At 42.0% G+C, this 15140-nt stretch carries 15 protein-coding genes; all 15 read right to left on the bottom strand.

Annotated features, from left to right (window positions below; translation table 11 throughout):
* Position 1 precedes the first annotated feature (1 nt).
* The 15 genes from AC3E9V_RS06420 to AC3E9V_RS06350 all read right to left on the bottom strand — a co-directional run bounded on the left by AC3E9V_RS06420 (position 2) and on the right by AC3E9V_RS06350 (position 15008).
* Positions 2–781, bottom strand: a complete 780-nt coding sequence (locus AC3E9V_RS06420; RefSeq protein ID WP_488752368.1) for a PP2C family protein-serine/threonine phosphatase — start codon at positions 779–781, stop codon at positions 2–4.
* Positions 778–1245 carry a chemotaxis protein CheX gene (locus AC3E9V_RS06415; protein ID WP_488752367.1) on the bottom strand — a complete coding sequence of 156 codons (468 nt, stop codon included), beginning with the start codon at positions 1243–1245 and terminating at the stop codon, positions 778–780. The genes AC3E9V_RS06420 and AC3E9V_RS06415 overlap by 4 nt, the downstream gene beginning before the upstream one ends.
* Positions 1242–1604 carry a response regulator gene (locus AC3E9V_RS06410; protein WP_488752366.1) on the bottom strand — a complete coding sequence of 121 codons (363 nt, stop codon included), beginning with the start codon at positions 1602–1604 and terminating at the stop codon, positions 1242–1244. Before AC3E9V_RS06410 ends, AC3E9V_RS06415 begins: the two co-directional genes overlap by 4 nt.
* Positions 1585–4206 (bottom strand): nitrate- and nitrite sensing domain-containing protein, encoded by a 2622-nt coding sequence (locus AC3E9V_RS06405; protein ID WP_488752365.1) that lies wholly within the window; start codon positions 4204–4206, stop codon positions 1585–1587. Before AC3E9V_RS06405 ends, AC3E9V_RS06410 begins: the two co-directional genes overlap by 20 nt.
* Before the next feature lie 42 nt (positions 4207–4248).
* A complete protein-coding gene (locus AC3E9V_RS06400) occupies positions 4249–4608 on the bottom strand; it encodes a response regulator (protein WP_488752364.1) in 360 nt (119 codons plus the stop codon).
* Positions 4609–4639: 31 nt separating this feature from the next.
* On the bottom strand, positions 4640–5242 hold the full coding sequence (locus AC3E9V_RS06395; protein ID WP_488752363.1) for a hypothetical protein: 603 nt from the start codon (positions 5240–5242) through the stop codon (positions 4640–4642).
* 142 nt (positions 5243–5384) lie between these two features.
* Entirely contained in the window at positions 5385–5747 is a 363-nt protein-coding gene (locus AC3E9V_RS06390; RefSeq protein WP_488752362.1) for a response regulator, read from the bottom strand.
* Between the two features lie 28 nt (positions 5748–5775).
* Positions 5776–6633 carry a CheR family methyltransferase gene (locus AC3E9V_RS06385; protein WP_488752361.1) on the bottom strand — a complete coding sequence of 286 codons (858 nt, stop codon included), beginning with the start codon at positions 6631–6633 and terminating at the stop codon, positions 5776–5778.
* Positions 6630–8351 (bottom strand): chemotaxis protein CheA, encoded by a 1722-nt coding sequence (locus tag AC3E9V_RS06380; protein WP_488752360.1) that lies wholly within the window; start codon positions 8349–8351, stop codon positions 6630–6632. The genes AC3E9V_RS06385 and AC3E9V_RS06380 overlap by 4 nt, the downstream gene beginning before the upstream one ends.
* 3 nt (positions 8352–8354) lie before the next feature.
* Positions 8355–9392 (bottom strand): chemotaxis-specific protein-glutamate methyltransferase CheB, encoded by a 1038-nt coding sequence (gene cheB, locus AC3E9V_RS06375; protein ID WP_488752359.1) that lies wholly within the window; start codon positions 9390–9392, stop codon positions 8355–8357.
* Positions 9393–9406: 14 nt separating this feature from the next.
* Entirely contained in the window at positions 9407–10126 is a 720-nt protein-coding gene (locus AC3E9V_RS06370; RefSeq protein ID WP_488752358.1) for a chemotaxis protein CheW, read from the bottom strand.
* Between the two features lie 2 nt (positions 10127–10128).
* Entirely contained in the window at positions 10129–10869 is a 741-nt protein-coding gene (locus AC3E9V_RS06365) for a ParA family protein (RefSeq protein WP_488752357.1), read from the bottom strand.
* A gap of 8 nt (positions 10870–10877) precedes the next feature.
* Positions 10878–11468: a chemotaxis protein CheW gene (locus AC3E9V_RS06360; protein WP_488752356.1), complete on the bottom strand. Its 591-nt coding sequence runs from the start codon at positions 11466–11468 to the stop codon at positions 10878–10880.
* A gap of 193 nt (positions 11469–11661) precedes the next feature.
* Positions 11662–14172 (bottom strand): methyl-accepting chemotaxis protein, encoded by a 2511-nt coding sequence (locus AC3E9V_RS06355; RefSeq protein WP_488752355.1) that lies wholly within the window; start codon positions 14170–14172, stop codon positions 11662–11664.
* 263 nt (positions 14173–14435) lie between these two features.
* Positions 14436–15008, bottom strand: a complete 573-nt coding sequence (locus AC3E9V_RS06350; RefSeq protein ID WP_488752354.1) for a DUF3109 family protein — start codon at positions 15006–15008, stop codon at positions 14436–14438.
* Positions 15009–15140 lie beyond the last annotated feature (132 nt).

The following is a 15140-nucleotide window of genomic DNA, read 5'->3' as shown; positions in this document are numbered from 1 at the left end:
TCTAAATGGCAAAACCGATGATCAGGACGTCATCAAGCTGATCGCTGGACCCGGACCAGTCCTCCACAAAGGACAGTATATCCTCCTTCTGCTTCAAAAGTGGCTTTCCAAAGTTCTTTTGTAACAGGTCAGTAACTCCCTTTTTTCCTAATTTTTTGTCTTCAGGCCCACCAATAAGATCTTTAAATCCATCAGACGAGAGGTAAAAGTTAGACTTTACACCATTTTCGAGTGATACCTCTTTTGTACTATACTTGTGGTCATAATCCCAGAGGTCTCCTATCTGCAATCTGTCAGACTTTACAATATCAAGCTCACCACTCTTAAAATGCAGAAGATCAATTTTAGCACCTGCAAACTCAATCATACGAACCGAGAGGTTAATCTTCAATATTCCAATATCTGCACCTGACCCAATCTGTAGATTGTCTTTCCCCTTAAACTTTTTGGCTATTTCATCATGCAGGTTTTCCAGGATAGCTCCCGGGTCTTTGATCCCGTTTGTTTCTACTACCCGGTTCAGGGACTGGATATACACTCGTGTCATCATGCTTGCCATGTGTCCATGTCCCATACAATCAAATACAGCAATATACAGGTAGTCAGATTCCTGATGAACCCAGAAGCCATCTCCTCCCACTTTCCCAGCCATCGGTTTATTGATGATAAATGCATCAAGAACACTGGCTATCATCTCCTCCGGGAAGAGGGAAAAATAGTTCTTCTTGGTCTCATCACCTGATACTCCAAGGTTAAAATATGCTGGCTCCTGACTAATCATTGTAAACCTATCACTACAAATGCTTCATGTTTATTCCATTCGATCGGGATAACGTAGATGGACACATCTTCAGGAATTTTTAGTTGAGACGGCATTCCCTGAAAAACAAGCGGTACGGAAATCATAAAATTAGCTCCCAAATTAGCTCGTACATTTCCCGCCACAACATTAGAAATTTCTCCAGCCATATCCAGTATATCTTCGTCGGAAGGATCATCTATACCGATAAAGATCTTTATCAGGTCTTCATACATCTCCCTGTCTGCAGAGATATATACAAACCCCTTACGGTTTCCCGAGATCCCTATCATTCCTGTAAAATCCTTCAAAACCAATCCTTCGGATTCCTTAAGGTAAGGAACATTCAGTTCTGAATCAATTTCAGTTAAATGTCTGAAGTAATTATTAACAGAGTTAATAAATAAATTGCACGTAGCGTCAAATTCTGCCTTACTCGTTTTCATCCTCTCTTCAATAATTTATCAAACGCTTTTGCTAAATCCCCGGCATTTACCGGCTTATATAAGAAGCCTCTTGCTCCTTTATCCAGTGCTTTAAGACCCGTGAGCTTATCAGATAAAGCTGTGATGATCATAACTTTAGCTGATGGCTGAATAACCATAATCTCCTCCAGACAAGCCAACCCGTCCATTCCGGGCATGGTAATATCCAGCGTGATTACGTCCGGCTGTTTATCTTTTACTATCTCCAGGGCCTCTTCACCATTAGCTGCCATGCCAATAATTTCAATGTCATAGTCCTTCAGATTTTTTTCTATGATTCGTCGCATGATCGACGAGTCATCAACTATCAGCAACCTCATGGTCTTCTATTTCATCTTGAGTAATACTTATTGGTAATTTGATAGTCATTTTGAAAAATCTACCTTTTTCAAAATCAACTTCAAAAGTCCCATCCATTTCTTCTATCAGGCTTTTGACCAAACTCATCCCCTGGCCTCTTCCGGCATTTTCATCTACTTCTCCGGCCGTACTGAATCCCTTCTCAAAGATCAGCCCCACGACCTGTTCAGTACTGAGCTTTTTGGCTTCAAAAGCAGTAACCAGGTTATTTTGTATGGCCTGATCCTTAATTTTATCTATGTCCAGCCCCTGTCCATCATCTTTATAAATAACTTCCAGACCCTCATCTAACTGATCCAACTCAATGGAGATGCTTCCTCTCAGGTGCTTACCGGATGATACCCTTTCATTTTTCTCCTCGATACCATGCTTCACTGAGTTTCTGATCAATTGTATCATTATATCCCTGAAAGAGTCAATGTTATCGTTTGGTAAAACTAAGTTTTTCTCATTCTTAAAAAAGAAATCTACCGGCTTATCCATTTTCTCAGATAACACGCTCACAGCCCTCTCCAGTGTGTCTATCAGCATAATGTTAGAAACCACATGCCCTCCGGAGGGGTACTTTCGGTAGATATCTGCAACCTTACGAAGCATGGTGCTCATATCATCTATGATTTTATCAGCATCATCAATTTCATACAATATGGTGAGAAAATCCTTACCACTAATGGCTTTGCCTTTAAGTTTATCAAGAGCTTCCTCCACTTCATGAAACTTCTGGCTCATAATATCGAGACCAATCACTACAGCATTGCCTTTCAAATTGTGAATGGTTTCAAAAGTGAATTGAAGGAGCTCCTCAAGATCTTTCTCTTTGTTTTCCTCGTACCTTTCTGAGATGCCCTTAAGGGTACGCTTTGCATTGTAAAGGAAGCCTCGGATAAGAGAAGGGTCAATCTTCAGAATGCTCAATACCTGCTCGGTTTCCTGCTTTTTCTTTTTCTCAGCTTCTTCCAGGTGTTTCTGAAGTAAAATTGATTCGGTTTCGTCAGAAACGGTCACCATGATATTGGTAATCTTATTTTTTCTCCATATACGGGTAAAGTTCACACGAATGTGCTTAGTGGTTACGACACCTTCGTCCGTTTCGCTGTAGATCTTTACCTGCTCAATAGGATTTAGCTGATTTACCACATCCTCATCCATGTCTTCATTAAAGAGATGTCTCATGAACATTTCAAGCGCTTCCAGATCTCTGGGAATAATGAGTGGACGCATGAAATTTGAAAAGTTTTCGCCCGCAATTTTCTGCACCCCAAAAATCTTCTCCAGTGCTTTAGAGTACAATCGACTCATTTTGAAATTTCTATCCAACAAGAAAATTCCCTGATGGATGTTTTCAAATACCACCAGTGAAACCCGATAAATATTGTTGTAGAGAAATTTAGCCTTATCCCTCTCCTTTCTGAGAATCTCATGAGACTTATTGATCTCATCCACCATTACATTAAAGGTCTTTGCATATTGACCTATCTCATCCTTCGTTGCTACTCTTACCTTCTTCGAAAGGTCTCCTTTGGAAATCCTCAAAGTAAATCGCTCAAGAATTTTTACGTTGGTAAGCAGGTTAGTCACAATGATGGACATCAACCAGATAGCCAGTACGCCTATGGCGATATCAAGGACGATAAATGTCCAGAAATTTCCCAACGCTGCTTGAGAAATTTTTGCAGTTCTGCTGACCAGCCTGGAAGACATATAATCCTCTACATTCTTTAGAGCATCTATCCTGCTGGTGGTCATTTCGTACCAATAGGTAGGATCTGCATCAAACTGGTCCCTGTCATGAATAATTTTTCTGAGTCGATTAACCTCCTCCACATCATGGCCGGAAACCAATCGATCATAAGCATCTTGTGAGTCCTGATCCGCGATAACTAAAAAAGCATCCATGTAAGAGCGTTGTTCAGCAACTAAAGTAGTGAAGTCACTGTACAGATCGTTGTTCATCTCTTTAGTAGAAAATGCCTGGGTACCAATAGCTCGTTCAATACTCGCTCGCTCTTTTGATTTCAGAAAATAAATCAATGCATGAACCTGCTGAGCAATGTCCTTATCCCTGGTTTCATTGATCAGCTGGTCAACAGCATTGAGAGCTACTTCATTGATATCTGAATAATAGCGCAGAACCTGATTGGCCTCCAGAGTAAACCGGTCAATCTTGTCACGAATGCCTTCTATAGTAGAAAAATTGGACTTAAGAAGTTCTATATCATTGGCATGTACTGCAAAAACCCCTTCCAGGTCAGCATTCTTAAGTTCTTTATAGAACTGAGCCAATGTACTGTCAGTAACTTCTCGTTGACGAGTAATTTGAGCAAACTCATAGCCCTCACTTGAGAGGTAACCAATAGACATACTTCGCTCTTTTTGTAGCTCATGTACCACATGGTTTATCTCAACACCCAAAATTATCGTCTTATTCAGCCGCTTTGAATCAGCGTAATCCAAATAATGGTCCCGGATCTGTAAATAATCCAAACAGACAATTATAAGGATAAGCGGAACGAGAACTACCGCAAATTTTTTCCTTATGGGTAGATCGTATAATATTCTCATTACTGGTTTTCTTTTTAGGCAGGTTGCCTTATAATATATGTATTATAAGACTCGATTTACAACTTCCAAAAGGCTTTCTGAAGTGAAAGGCTTAACTATATAGTCAGAAGCTCCCAGTTCTTTCCCTTTGTTTACAACAGTCTGCTGTCCTACAGCACTGATCATAATAACTTTTGACTCAAGTCCCTGGTCTCTTAATACCTTAAGGATTTCAAATCCCATCATATCTGGCAGGATATTGTCCAATGTAATTAAGTCTGGTTGTGTTTCCAGGGCCATATCTATAGCTGTCTCGCCATCTTTGGCCTCTCCGGCGATTTCTAAGCCAGCTTCCTCAAGAGCACTTCTGATCAAAGATCGCATGTAAATTGAGTCATCAACTATTAATACTTTTTTGCTCATATCCATAATTCATTTTGCGTATAAACGCGGGTCAAACCAATTCTTTTATTTTATCGACAAATTCTTCCTGAAAAATCCAAACAAAGTCCGGAGATATATCTAACTCCACTCCCTGAAATAAAGCTTTAAAGTGCACAATAGAATCAAATTCTCCTGATTCTCTTTTAAGATAATCATTGACTTCACCAGACTTTAAAACCGTGAGCGATGGCACATGGCCATAGATTTCCAATCCCAGAAAATTTGAGAACTCAGTAATTACTGCTGCAGCCATCATGTTGTCAATTTCCGTCAGAAAACCCATTTTCATCATAGCGCTCTCCGGCGAGTCACTTTCTAAGATCTGGGCAGGAAGGCAAGCTTTATAAATTTTAGCTACTTCATCCTCTTTGAAAATTAGATGGCTTGTTCCTTTCAACTCACCTTTTAGTTCTGTTTTAATCGCATGAACACTCTGGTTATCAATTTTCAGAAACTGTGGTAAGGGGACACTTACAGTATCACTGTAGTCAATCTTCTCCATAGAAATGGGGCTCTGTAAAATCAGCTCCATTGATTTTTTAGCCATGGAAAGCCCATCAAAGACCAGCTTTGATGCGATTTCAAGCTCGTTATTATTGAATTTATCCAGCATAGATTAAATTGATTGATAATGTAATCTGTTTAAAAACTTTTTTTTCCTCAAATGAAAGTCGATCAACGGCGACAAATTCATGGTGGACTAGGATATTTTAAGGTAAAAGTGTGAAAAATACGTTTAGTTCATTTCCATGTATTTACTCCAGTACTTTTTTGATTTCTTCCACTAATCTACTCGCATCGAACGGCTTTATCAAATATGCGGCCGCTCCAAGGCTTAATCCCTCCTCAATTGCCGATTGCTGACCCACGGCACTGACCATAATTACTTTTGACTTTAGGTTTTGATCTTTCAACGTATTGAGGATCTGGAGACCGGTCATATCCGGCAAAATATTATCAAGAGTAACCAGGTCCGGCCTCAGTTCCACAATCTTATCTAAAGCTTCAGCTCCATCTCTGGCCTCCCCTACTACCTGATAACCAGCGCCTTCCAGAATATTTCTTATCGTAGACCTTGAAAAACCTGAATCATCGACTATTAATACAGAATAGCTCATCTCTAAAAATAATGGTTAAGCGGTAAAATCATTTAATTTTTTTTCTATAAACCCGAGTCTTTATATCATCTACAGCAAATAGCTTTTTGCCCTCGTCCGGCATTATGTCGTAATACCCAATGATCAGATAACCGTTTGGCTTAAGGCTCTGATAAATCAGGTTCAGGACCGTTAGTTTAAGTTGGTCATCAAAGTATATCATCACATTACGGCAAAAAATAATATCATACTTCCTGTCCACCTTATCATGGACCAGGTTATGTCGCTCAAAGTTTATCCTTTGCTTGTAATGCGGCTTTATCGTGGCATGCTTGTCATGAAAATCAAAATAATCCTCCAACTGACGATTAGGAAAAAATTTTAGAAACGGATTCAAATATTGTTTAATCAGCTCTAACGGATAATCACCCTTCCTGGCTTTATTAAGAGCTTTGGTGCTCAGATCTGATGCCGCAAGCGTTGCCTTACCAAGCAATCCTTTTTCTTCAAGCACGATTGCCATGGTATATACCTCCTCACCGGTAGAACAACCGGCATGCCAGATGCTTAATGGTCCATTTTTAAATTGATCCAGAATCTCATCTCTCAGCTTGATCCAAACATCAGGGTTTCTGAATAACTCCGTGAGGTTAACTAACAGATCGTCTATGGCTGTCATGAAGAAATCATAATCCTTAAGAATTCTGGACCACAGGTCAAAAGAAGACTCCATTCCATGTTTCATCATGAGTCTGGTAACACCGCGCTTCAGAGAGGTTTTTTCATAATTGGTAAAGTCAAGCCCGTACCTATTCTTAATGGCGACCATGAGGGCATTCATTTCCTCATCGGTGATAAGTTCTACCTGGCGAAATTCTTTTGGAAGTCCTGTATCTATTGGCTTCATCCGTTGACTTTTTCTTGTGTTTGAAGCACTTGTTTGTAAATGAGGTCAGAAATTATGGCTACATCCACTACGGGGCAAACGTTCCCATTACCAAGGATCGTTGTCCCGCTTAGTAATTTTATCCGGTCATAAGGCTTAACTAATGGCTTCTCAATAATCTCTTTTTGCTGAAGGACCCGATCCACCAGAAGGCCGGTAGTGTGGCCCGCATAGGTCACGATAATTGCATCCAGCATGGTCTCATCATCTTCCAGCGAATCAAATGTTTTATGCAAAACCCCTTTATTGTTTATTTCAGAAAGGTTCTTCATTTCGAGCAGGTCTTTCAGGAAGACAATTGAAATAGCTTCATCCTGAAACTTAGTCATGAGGCCGCCGCTCAGCTTGTATATCTCACCTTTTGGGATCGCTACTACTGCCTCGGTATAGGAAAGGGCGATCGCATATTCCTGATCATTTACTTCAAAGAGTAGCGTCCCTTTCAATGCAAGCGATGAAGGAACATGTAAATGGATGCTCGTGCCTTCTCCTACGTTGGTCTCTATCCGTACCTGTCCACCGATAGATTCCACTGCTTTTTTCACTACATCCATGCCCACACCCCGGCCGGAAAGTTCATTTACCTTGTCGGTATTCGAAAAGCCGGACTCAAAAATGTACCTGATAATCTCCTGCTCACTAAGCTTAGCGGCTACAGCGTCCTGTACCAGACCTTTTTCTACAATTTTCTTCCGGATCACTTCCGGATCTATTCCGCCACCATCATCCCGAACGGTTATTACCACCCGGTCGCGCTCGTAACGAGCTTCCAATGTTACTGTGCCGGTAACTGGTTTGCCATTTCTCTTCCGTACTTCTCCAGCTTCAATGCCATGGCTTACCGCATTTCGAACCAGGTGGACCAGTGAGTCACTGATAATTTTCAGAATATTTCGGTCTATTTCTATTTCAGAACCTCGAAGCGCCAGATCCACCTTCTTGTTTTCGATAGCTGCTGCATCCCTGAGTACCCTGTGGAATTTATTAAAGAGGAAACCGACCTGCACCATACGGGCATTCATGATGCTGTACTGCAGATTTGACGTAATGCGCTGCAACCGGTCAAATTCAGAAGTTTGTAACCCGAGCTCCTGTGAGTATGCCATCAACCTGTCCCGCTCAATTAGCAGCTGACCTACCTCATTCATGAGTTCGTCCATTTTCTTCACGGGAATCTGTATCACATCAGAAAAGGTAATCTGAGTGCTGCCACCCCCATTGGATGCCGGAGCTTCACCCTGATCATCAGACGCAATTTCCGCATCTTCTTCCTTTTTATCTCCTCCTTCTTTCTCCAGCTCATTTTTCAGGTGGATAGAAAGACTTGTTTTCACCCCCAGGTAGCTGACTTTTTCGCCAGACTCCAGTGACTTTACAAGACCTCCTAACTTATCATTTGCTCTGAATAACAGCTGGAAAAGTTTTTGCCCAAGATCAATCTGCTTATTGCGGATTGCGATCATCACATCTTCCATCAGGTGAGACAGCTCTGCTACTGACTCAAAACCCATCCCCATGGCGTTCCCCTTTAGCGTATGGGTAATCCTGAAGATTGCATTGATAGCATCCTGGTTACCATGGTCCTTTTCCAACTCCACAAAGAGCTGATCTAATTCCTCGATATTGTCTTTTGCCTCAACGAGGAACAGTTCTTTATATTCTGATTCTTTTGATTTCAAAGCCTATAAACAGTTAACCAAATATCCACCTATTTCTTTTATATGCAATACGGTACCGGCCGCACCGGTCTCATACGCAATCTTTGGCATACCATAGATCACACTGGAAGTTTCGTCCTGAGCTATGGTCATTCCTCCGGCATCTTTTATGGCCTGGAGTCCCTTCACTCCATCTCTCCCCATTCCCGTAAGTAAAACCCCTATGGTCTTACTTTTATACGCTTTAGCTACTGACAGCATCAGCGCATTAATGGACGGATGGTTATATTCCCTATATTTTTCGTCGGTAAAATCTACCCGAACGTTTTCTTTTTTCTCCCGCTTTACTACCATGTTAGAGTCCCCCGGAGCTATAATAACCATGCCGGGTTGGGGCACCATTCCTTTTCTGCCCACCACTACATTGAGCGGACTCAAAGCATCCAGCCGGTCTGCAAACGACGGAATAAAGTTTGCCGGCATATGCTGCCCTATGATCACCGGCACATTCAGATTAGCCGGCAATGAGGATATTACCTTTTCCACAGCAGTAGGTCCGCCGGTAGAAGCACCAATCACAATGACCTTGTAATTTCCACTATCATCAAAAGTATGGGGCAATCGGCTCAACCCATCTCTGACAATATTGGTGGTCCTGGGTTTGGCTCTGGCGACCCTCTTTACAGTAGACAATAGATGAGCATTGATCTCCCTGATTTTGGATCCCCCGCGTACGGGTTTATTGATATAGTCAACCGCGCCCAGCTCAAGCGCATCAAATATGGTGTCCAAATTGGTATTTCCCACCGAGCTTAGGATAAGAATCGGGATCGGGTTTTCGTTGATGATGTGCTCTACAGCATAGAGGCCGTCATACTCCCCCATATTCATATCCAGCAAAACTACGTTTGGCTTAAGCTCTCGAGTCTTTTCCACTGCCTCTTTGCCATCGGTAGCAGTCCCGGCCACTTCCAGATCAGGATCATGGGATATGAGGTCTGTCAGCAACAACCTCATGAATGCCGAATCATCTACTACTAAAACCTTGATCTTTTTACTCAAAACGCAATGGGATTCTATTCACTAACAACTCTTGCCTTAAGCCTGTCACCCTCTACCAGCTCATCTATATCCATGAAAAAAATCATTCGGTCACCTAACCGTATAAGTCCTTTTATGTAAGTTTCGTCCAATGCGGTATCGGAAACACTATCAGAAACACTCTGCACCTTGCTACCGGACACCATTTGATTGTAAGGCACTTCAGGGACCAATATACCTACCGTGAACCGATTGGTCTGGATCACTATGGTATAATTGGTTCTCTCTTTAATGTCCTTATTAGTCTCTGCTAAGCCCAGCTTATAAGCAATATCCAAAGTCACGATACCTTTGCCACGGATGGTAGCCAGTCCCGGGATGTAATCAGGGGCATGTGGCATACGGGTGATACCCGGAGTAACAACCACCTCATCGACTTTATCTATTTCTATAGCAAACTCTTCATCACCAACCCGGAAGACAATTAAGTGAAGCTGCTGCTCCTGGAGATCCTCTACCTCTTTTTTGAATTTCTGATGTAGTGAATGACGCTTTTCAAACTCCTCTTTTCTCAGTCCCTGCTTAAGCGCTATGGGTTCCTTTTTCTTTTCAGCCGGCTTACTCTTTTTAGACTTAGTAGTCGTAGTCTTCTTACTGGTTGATTTATCAGTACTTTTCCTGGACGAAGATTTTTTAGGATTCTTTTCATCATCCGGGATCAGGGGTTTCTTTTTAAGGTTACGTCCTAGAGGCATAATCAGATTACAGTTAAAAATTCATTAGCAAATGCCCGATAGTCAACCGCGCTATTGGATTCAGGTGCGTACGTAAGTACACTTTGACCAAATGAGGGAGCTTCAGAAGCACGTACATTTGGTCGGATTCTTGACTCAAAGATGAGTAAGGAATAGTTTTCTTTAATGTGATCGTATATCTCTGAGCTTAACTTTCTGCGAGAATCTACCATGACCGGTAAAATACCGAGAACTTCAAGGTCAGGGTTCAAAGCTTTTTTTATTCGACCAATGGTCTCGGTGATCAGGTCCAATCCCTGCAAGCTAAGAACCTCCATCTGCATCGGAATAATCAGTTTTTTAGCTGCACATAACGCATTAATCGTTAAAAGAGATAATGATGGCGGACAATCAATCAGCACAAAATCATAGTCGTGCAGAGGATCTAAAATGTTTGTAAGCACTTTTTCTCTACCGTCAATTTCGGCAAGGGATAGCTCAATATCCGCAAGACTCACATCCGAAGCAGCCACATCCATTCCTTCCTTGTTTTCAAGGATCTCCTCCAGCGTGGCATCTTCAGTAAATACATCTGCTATCGTTTTCTCACGGCCTGCTATGCCTAAAGAATAGCTCAAACTCCCCTGGGTATCCATATCCACCAGTAGGACTTTCTTTCCTGACTCAACCAGCGCACGCCCCAGATTTACTGTGGTGGTCGTTTTGCCCGTACCCCCTTTCTGATTGACAATCGCTATGGTCATGGTTTTGCTCATTTTATCACTTCATCTTTGAACAACTCGATCACATCTATTAAAATGATCATTTGCTTATCTTTTTTTACAATGCCTTTTATGAAGCTATCCTCCGTAGCTAAATTTTTAATCAGTGTGGAGGATGTACTGATCTGTGAGGTATCAACGGCTATAGTATCTGGAACCTGCTGAACCAACAAACCGGCATGATAAACCTCGTCTTTTAAAACCACAATAAACTCACGCTCGCTCTCTGAAGCCTCAACGCCGGAAAGTTTTCTCTTCAGGTCAATCACGGCCATTACATTACCCCGGATATTAGCTACTCCTACCATGTAATCCGGTGCCTGTGGCAGTGGAGCTATGGCAGGTGTTTTTGTCACTTCCTTCACCCGGTTGACAGGTATGGCATATGATTCCCTGCCGAGAGGAAAAACCATAAGTAACTCCAGGTTTTTCTTTATTTCACTCTCTGTCTGCTGCTGAGATTGCTCAATGCCTTCCGCCGCCTCTACCCAGCTCTTCTTTGAAAGTATTTTCTCTGTTGACTGTGTAGCCTGCGCTGTACTTTTTTGATCGCCGGACTTAAGATTTTTTCCTAAAGCCATTTAATTGATTTTTCAATAATCACATTAAAAAAATTCGTTCATCCCAAATTAAGGGATCTCCATGGTTAAACATCAGCTGTTTCGGTAAATGGTCAAATGGGTTCGATTAGACTTTTTTAAAATAAGGTTAGAAGTTAACTTAAAAAATAAAATTCTAATCCAACCCCATCACACTGGTGATTTTTCTTTTAATCTAGTTATTTTTCAACCGAAACCGATCAACCCAATCAGATAATTTCGTAGCTACCTCTGAAAGTTGCTGAGATTTTTCCACATAATTCTCCATTCCCGTAGATAATTCGGAAGCAGAGCTTGCAACTTCCTCTGTCCCGGCAGCGGTTTGCTCTGCAATTACCACAACTGACTCGGTGATAGCCACCACTTTTTTGATGCCTTCCAGCTGTTGCTGCACACGCTTCCTGATCTCTTCTGACATAGTCAGTGTTTTAGTAGAGGATCCTGTAATCTCAGTAAATGCCGCACTCGCTGAGTTGGTAGCATCCTCACCACTCTTAACACTCGCTTTCATCATCTCAATGGCCTGGGCGGTTGTTTCCACATCATTCCGCACATCAATCACCAATGTTTCGATCTCTTTGGCTGACCGCTTGGAGTCTTCGGCCAGCTTGCGAATCTCTTCAGCAACCACCGCAAAACCACGTCCGGCCTCTCCCGCCTGAGCCGCCTCAATTGCAGCATTCAGAGCCAGCAGGTTGGTCTGCGAAGCTATATCAGTAATGACTCCCAGCACTCGTGAAATTTCGTTGGAGCGCTTAGTAAGTACCTGGATGGAGTCATACGTGTCTGAGCTGAAAGCTGCAATATCCCGCATACTAAAGCCAACCTTTTGAACCAGCTTGAGTCCCTTTTCGCTACTTTCAACACCCTCCTGAGCAGCTTTATTGATACTATCTGCCTGCTCACCCATCTCATTAGAAGAACCCAGAATGCCTTCTACAAGGCCGGAAGATTCATCCACTTTTACCACCTGATTTTGGGCTCCATTGCTCATCTGAGAAATAGATGATGCAATTTCCCGGGTATTTATGGTCATTTCCTCACTTACTGACAGCATTTCTGTAGCAGATTCGTCTACTATTTTGGCACTATCGGTGATTTGGGATATCAGGTCATTCAGGTTATCCAGAGCTTTATTCAAGCTGCTTGTCATTACCTGTATATCCCCTTTGGCCTCACCTTCAAACCTGACACTCAGATCTCCATCAGCCATCGCATTTACCACTTGATTGATGCTGGAGAATTGGTCAGAAAGGATATCCAGTAGATTATTTACTGAATCACTCATTTCTTTCCAGGCTCCGAGCTCCCAGTCAGAAGTGATCCTTGCCGTACTTAGCTCACCATTTTTCCCGGCTCTCAGCACCACATCTTTTGTTTCTTCTATCACTCGATGCAGGTTCTTTCTCATCATTAGCAATGAAGTACCAAGCACATCTCGGTCACTGGCCACTTCAAAATCTACATCCAGGTTACCTCTACCAATCTGATAGGAAAAATCCGCCTTTTTTCTCAGCTCAATGATCAACTTGTTTACCGATTGTGCCAGGACACCTAACTCATCCCCGGTGTTTTCTTTCAATTTATTATCAAGGTGAAGGTTTCCCTCGGATAGCTTTTTCAGAACGGTACTTGACTTTCTGATAGAAGTAGCAATATTCATTGCAATCCGATAGGTTATTGCTATAAGCAAAACAAGCCCGATCAACCCGACAATTACAGTGGTAATAAATGTAGCAGTAATGGACCTGGTCACTTCCGTAACCGGAACCTCAACCCCCACAGCCCAAGGAGTTTCTGATCTGCCTATATGAACTGGTGAAAAAGAAATGAGAACATCTTCGTCATAATAACTATCGTTGGTCGTAAAACTGAAAGGCTCTCCACTTGCAATTTGCTCCTTCAGATCAGAATTTTCAGCATCATAAAAACCAAGTGAATCAATCGGATCATTGACAAAACCTGCTTTCTCATGAGATATTACCACACCTTTATGAGAAAGGAGAAAAGCAAAACCACGATCGAAAAAATCAATTTCAGAAATTGACAGGAACTCCTCCAGTAACATATCAGTACCAATAAGACCGGCAAAACGTCCGTCCAGCATTACCGGAGCAGAAGGGGACAACCCTAGCAAAACCTGATCCTCCTTGCCGCCGTACGCTGAATATTCGTATGGCTCACCAATTTTTTCCCGTGGGTTTCTCTTAATATCTATGTAAAGCCCACTGGCTGGGTCTCCATCCATATTGACCAGTTCCTGATAGTGCTTTAGCTCACCATCTTCATAGTAAGTTGTATTTCTTCGCCTTCCGTAGGTTTTGGTATAGGTGGGGTCTATCGCCCAAAGCTCCAGACTTACCCAGGTGGCCTCATACTTACGGTTTGATTTGAGAACGCCCTCCAGCAGCGTCCACTTTTGTTCCTCCCGCTCCTCAGGAGATAATTTCAGATATCCCTCCATTGCAATCGCCATGGACCTGGATATGGCAATGTCCTCATTCAGAATCTTTTCAATCTCCTGGGCCTTTTGGCTTGCTGCTGTCTTTACAAGTTTTTTCCCTTCTGTCAGGGCTTTTTCCCTAAGCGATAAAATGATGTAGCTAAGGGTAACTACGTATGTCAAAACACTTACTCCCACAATCAGGAGCATCATTTTCCTTCTTATAGTCAGATGGAAATTCATGGTTGATGCAGTTAAAAAAGTATTAGTCTATAGCTATAAGAGTCACCTGATGTGCCTCTCAACAACATAAATAAAAACATTTTAAGCGAGAAGACCACCCATAATCAAGCTGATCAGGCATTTTTTTGGTGTGATTCAGCAGGCAAATACTCCTGCTATAAGACTTGAAATACCCACACTTTTAAGGTCTGTTTTTCAGAAAACGGATTCTATTAGGAGATTTGCAATAAAAGAGAATCCAGGACCGATAAAATATGGAGCTTCTAATTATCACCAGGTCGCTCAATAGCATCGCAAAGTTCCTGGTACCAATCCTCACCAAACCTTCTGATCAGAGCTTCTTTTAAAAACTTATAAACGGGAACGGAAAGCTTTTCACCCAGTGTACAGGCAGGAGCACAGATACCCCAACGGTCGTAATTTAAAGCAAGAAATTCGTGAAGCCTCGCCACTCTGATCGGATACAGGTGACAGGATACCGGTTTTCTAAAAGAGGTCTTGCCATCCTTCCACGCTTGTTCGATACCACATTTCAAAATGCCTTTTTCATCGTAAAAAGCAAAGGCGCATTCTTTATTATCAATGGTAGTGGTACTAAAATCACCCTCTTCATCTAATAGATAGGCTCCATTTTTTTCCAACGCCTGTCTGGCCTCAGGGGACAGATATGGTTTTACTACCTCTACTACTTCCTCGATCTCCGCCAGCTCATCTTTCTCCAGGGGAGCCCCCAAATCCCCCTCTACACAACAGGCTCCTTTACACTTATCCAAATCACAAACGAAAAATTTCTCCTTGATATCATCTGAAATAAGCGTCTTCCCTATCTGTATCATAACTGCTCCTGCTGTTGGGGTTGCAAAGTTATAAGTAAGAAATCTCTATTGCTACAATTTTTTTCACGATTATCTAAACTCTTTTTGACTTCTGTCGTTATAGGTGTATTAACATACATGTACATACATTTA

This window comes from Marinoscillum sp. HNIBRBA16962, assembly GCF_057801515.1.
This window is presented reverse-complemented; position numbering and strand designations above follow the sequence as displayed.

Coding starts and splice junctions, on each gene's coding strand:
- AC3E9V_RS06420 (WP_488752368.1), bottom strand. CDS start 781: ATGATTAGTCAGGAGCCAGCATATTTTAACCTTGGAGTATCAGGTGAT.
- AC3E9V_RS06415 (WP_488752367.1), bottom strand. CDS start 1,245: ATGAAAACGAGTAAGGCAGAATTTGACGCTACGTGCAATTTATTTATT.
- AC3E9V_RS06410 (WP_488752366.1), bottom strand. CDS start 1,604: ATGAGGTTGCTGATAGTTGATGACTCGTCGATCATGCGACGAATCATA.
- AC3E9V_RS06405 (WP_488752365.1), bottom strand. CDS start 4,206: ATGAGAATATTATACGATCTACCCATAAGGAAAAAATTTGCGGTAGTT.
- AC3E9V_RS06400 (WP_488752364.1), bottom strand. CDS start 4,608: ATGAGCAAAAAAGTATTAATAGTTGATGACTCAATTTACATGCGATCT.
- AC3E9V_RS06395 (WP_488752363.1), bottom strand. CDS start 5,242: ATGCTGGATAAATTCAATAATAACGAGCTTGAAATCGCATCAAAGCTG.
- AC3E9V_RS06390 (WP_488752362.1), bottom strand. CDS start 5,747: ATGAGCTATTCTGTATTAATAGTCGATGATTCAGGTTTTTCAAGGTCT.
- AC3E9V_RS06385 (WP_488752361.1), bottom strand. CDS start 6,633: ATGAAGCCAATAGATACAGGACTTCCAAAAGAATTTCGCCAGGTAGAA.
- AC3E9V_RS06370 (WP_488752358.1), bottom strand. CDS start 10,126: ATGCCTCTAGGACGTAACCTTAAAAAGAAACCCCTGATCCCGGATGAT.
- AC3E9V_RS06365 (WP_488752357.1), bottom strand. CDS start 10,869: ATGACCATAGCGATTGTCAATCAGAAAGGGGGTACGGGCAAAACGACC.
- AC3E9V_RS06360 (WP_488752356.1), bottom strand. CDS start 11,468: ATGGCTTTAGGAAAAAATCTTAAGTCCGGCGATCAAAAAAGTACAGCG.
- AC3E9V_RS06355 (WP_488752355.1), bottom strand. CDS start 14,172: ATGAATTTCCATCTGACTATAAGAAGGAAAATGATGCTCCTGATTGTG.
- AC3E9V_RS06350 (WP_488752354.1), bottom strand. CDS start 15,008: ATGATACAGATAGGGAAGACGCTTATTTCAGATGATATCAAGGAGAAA.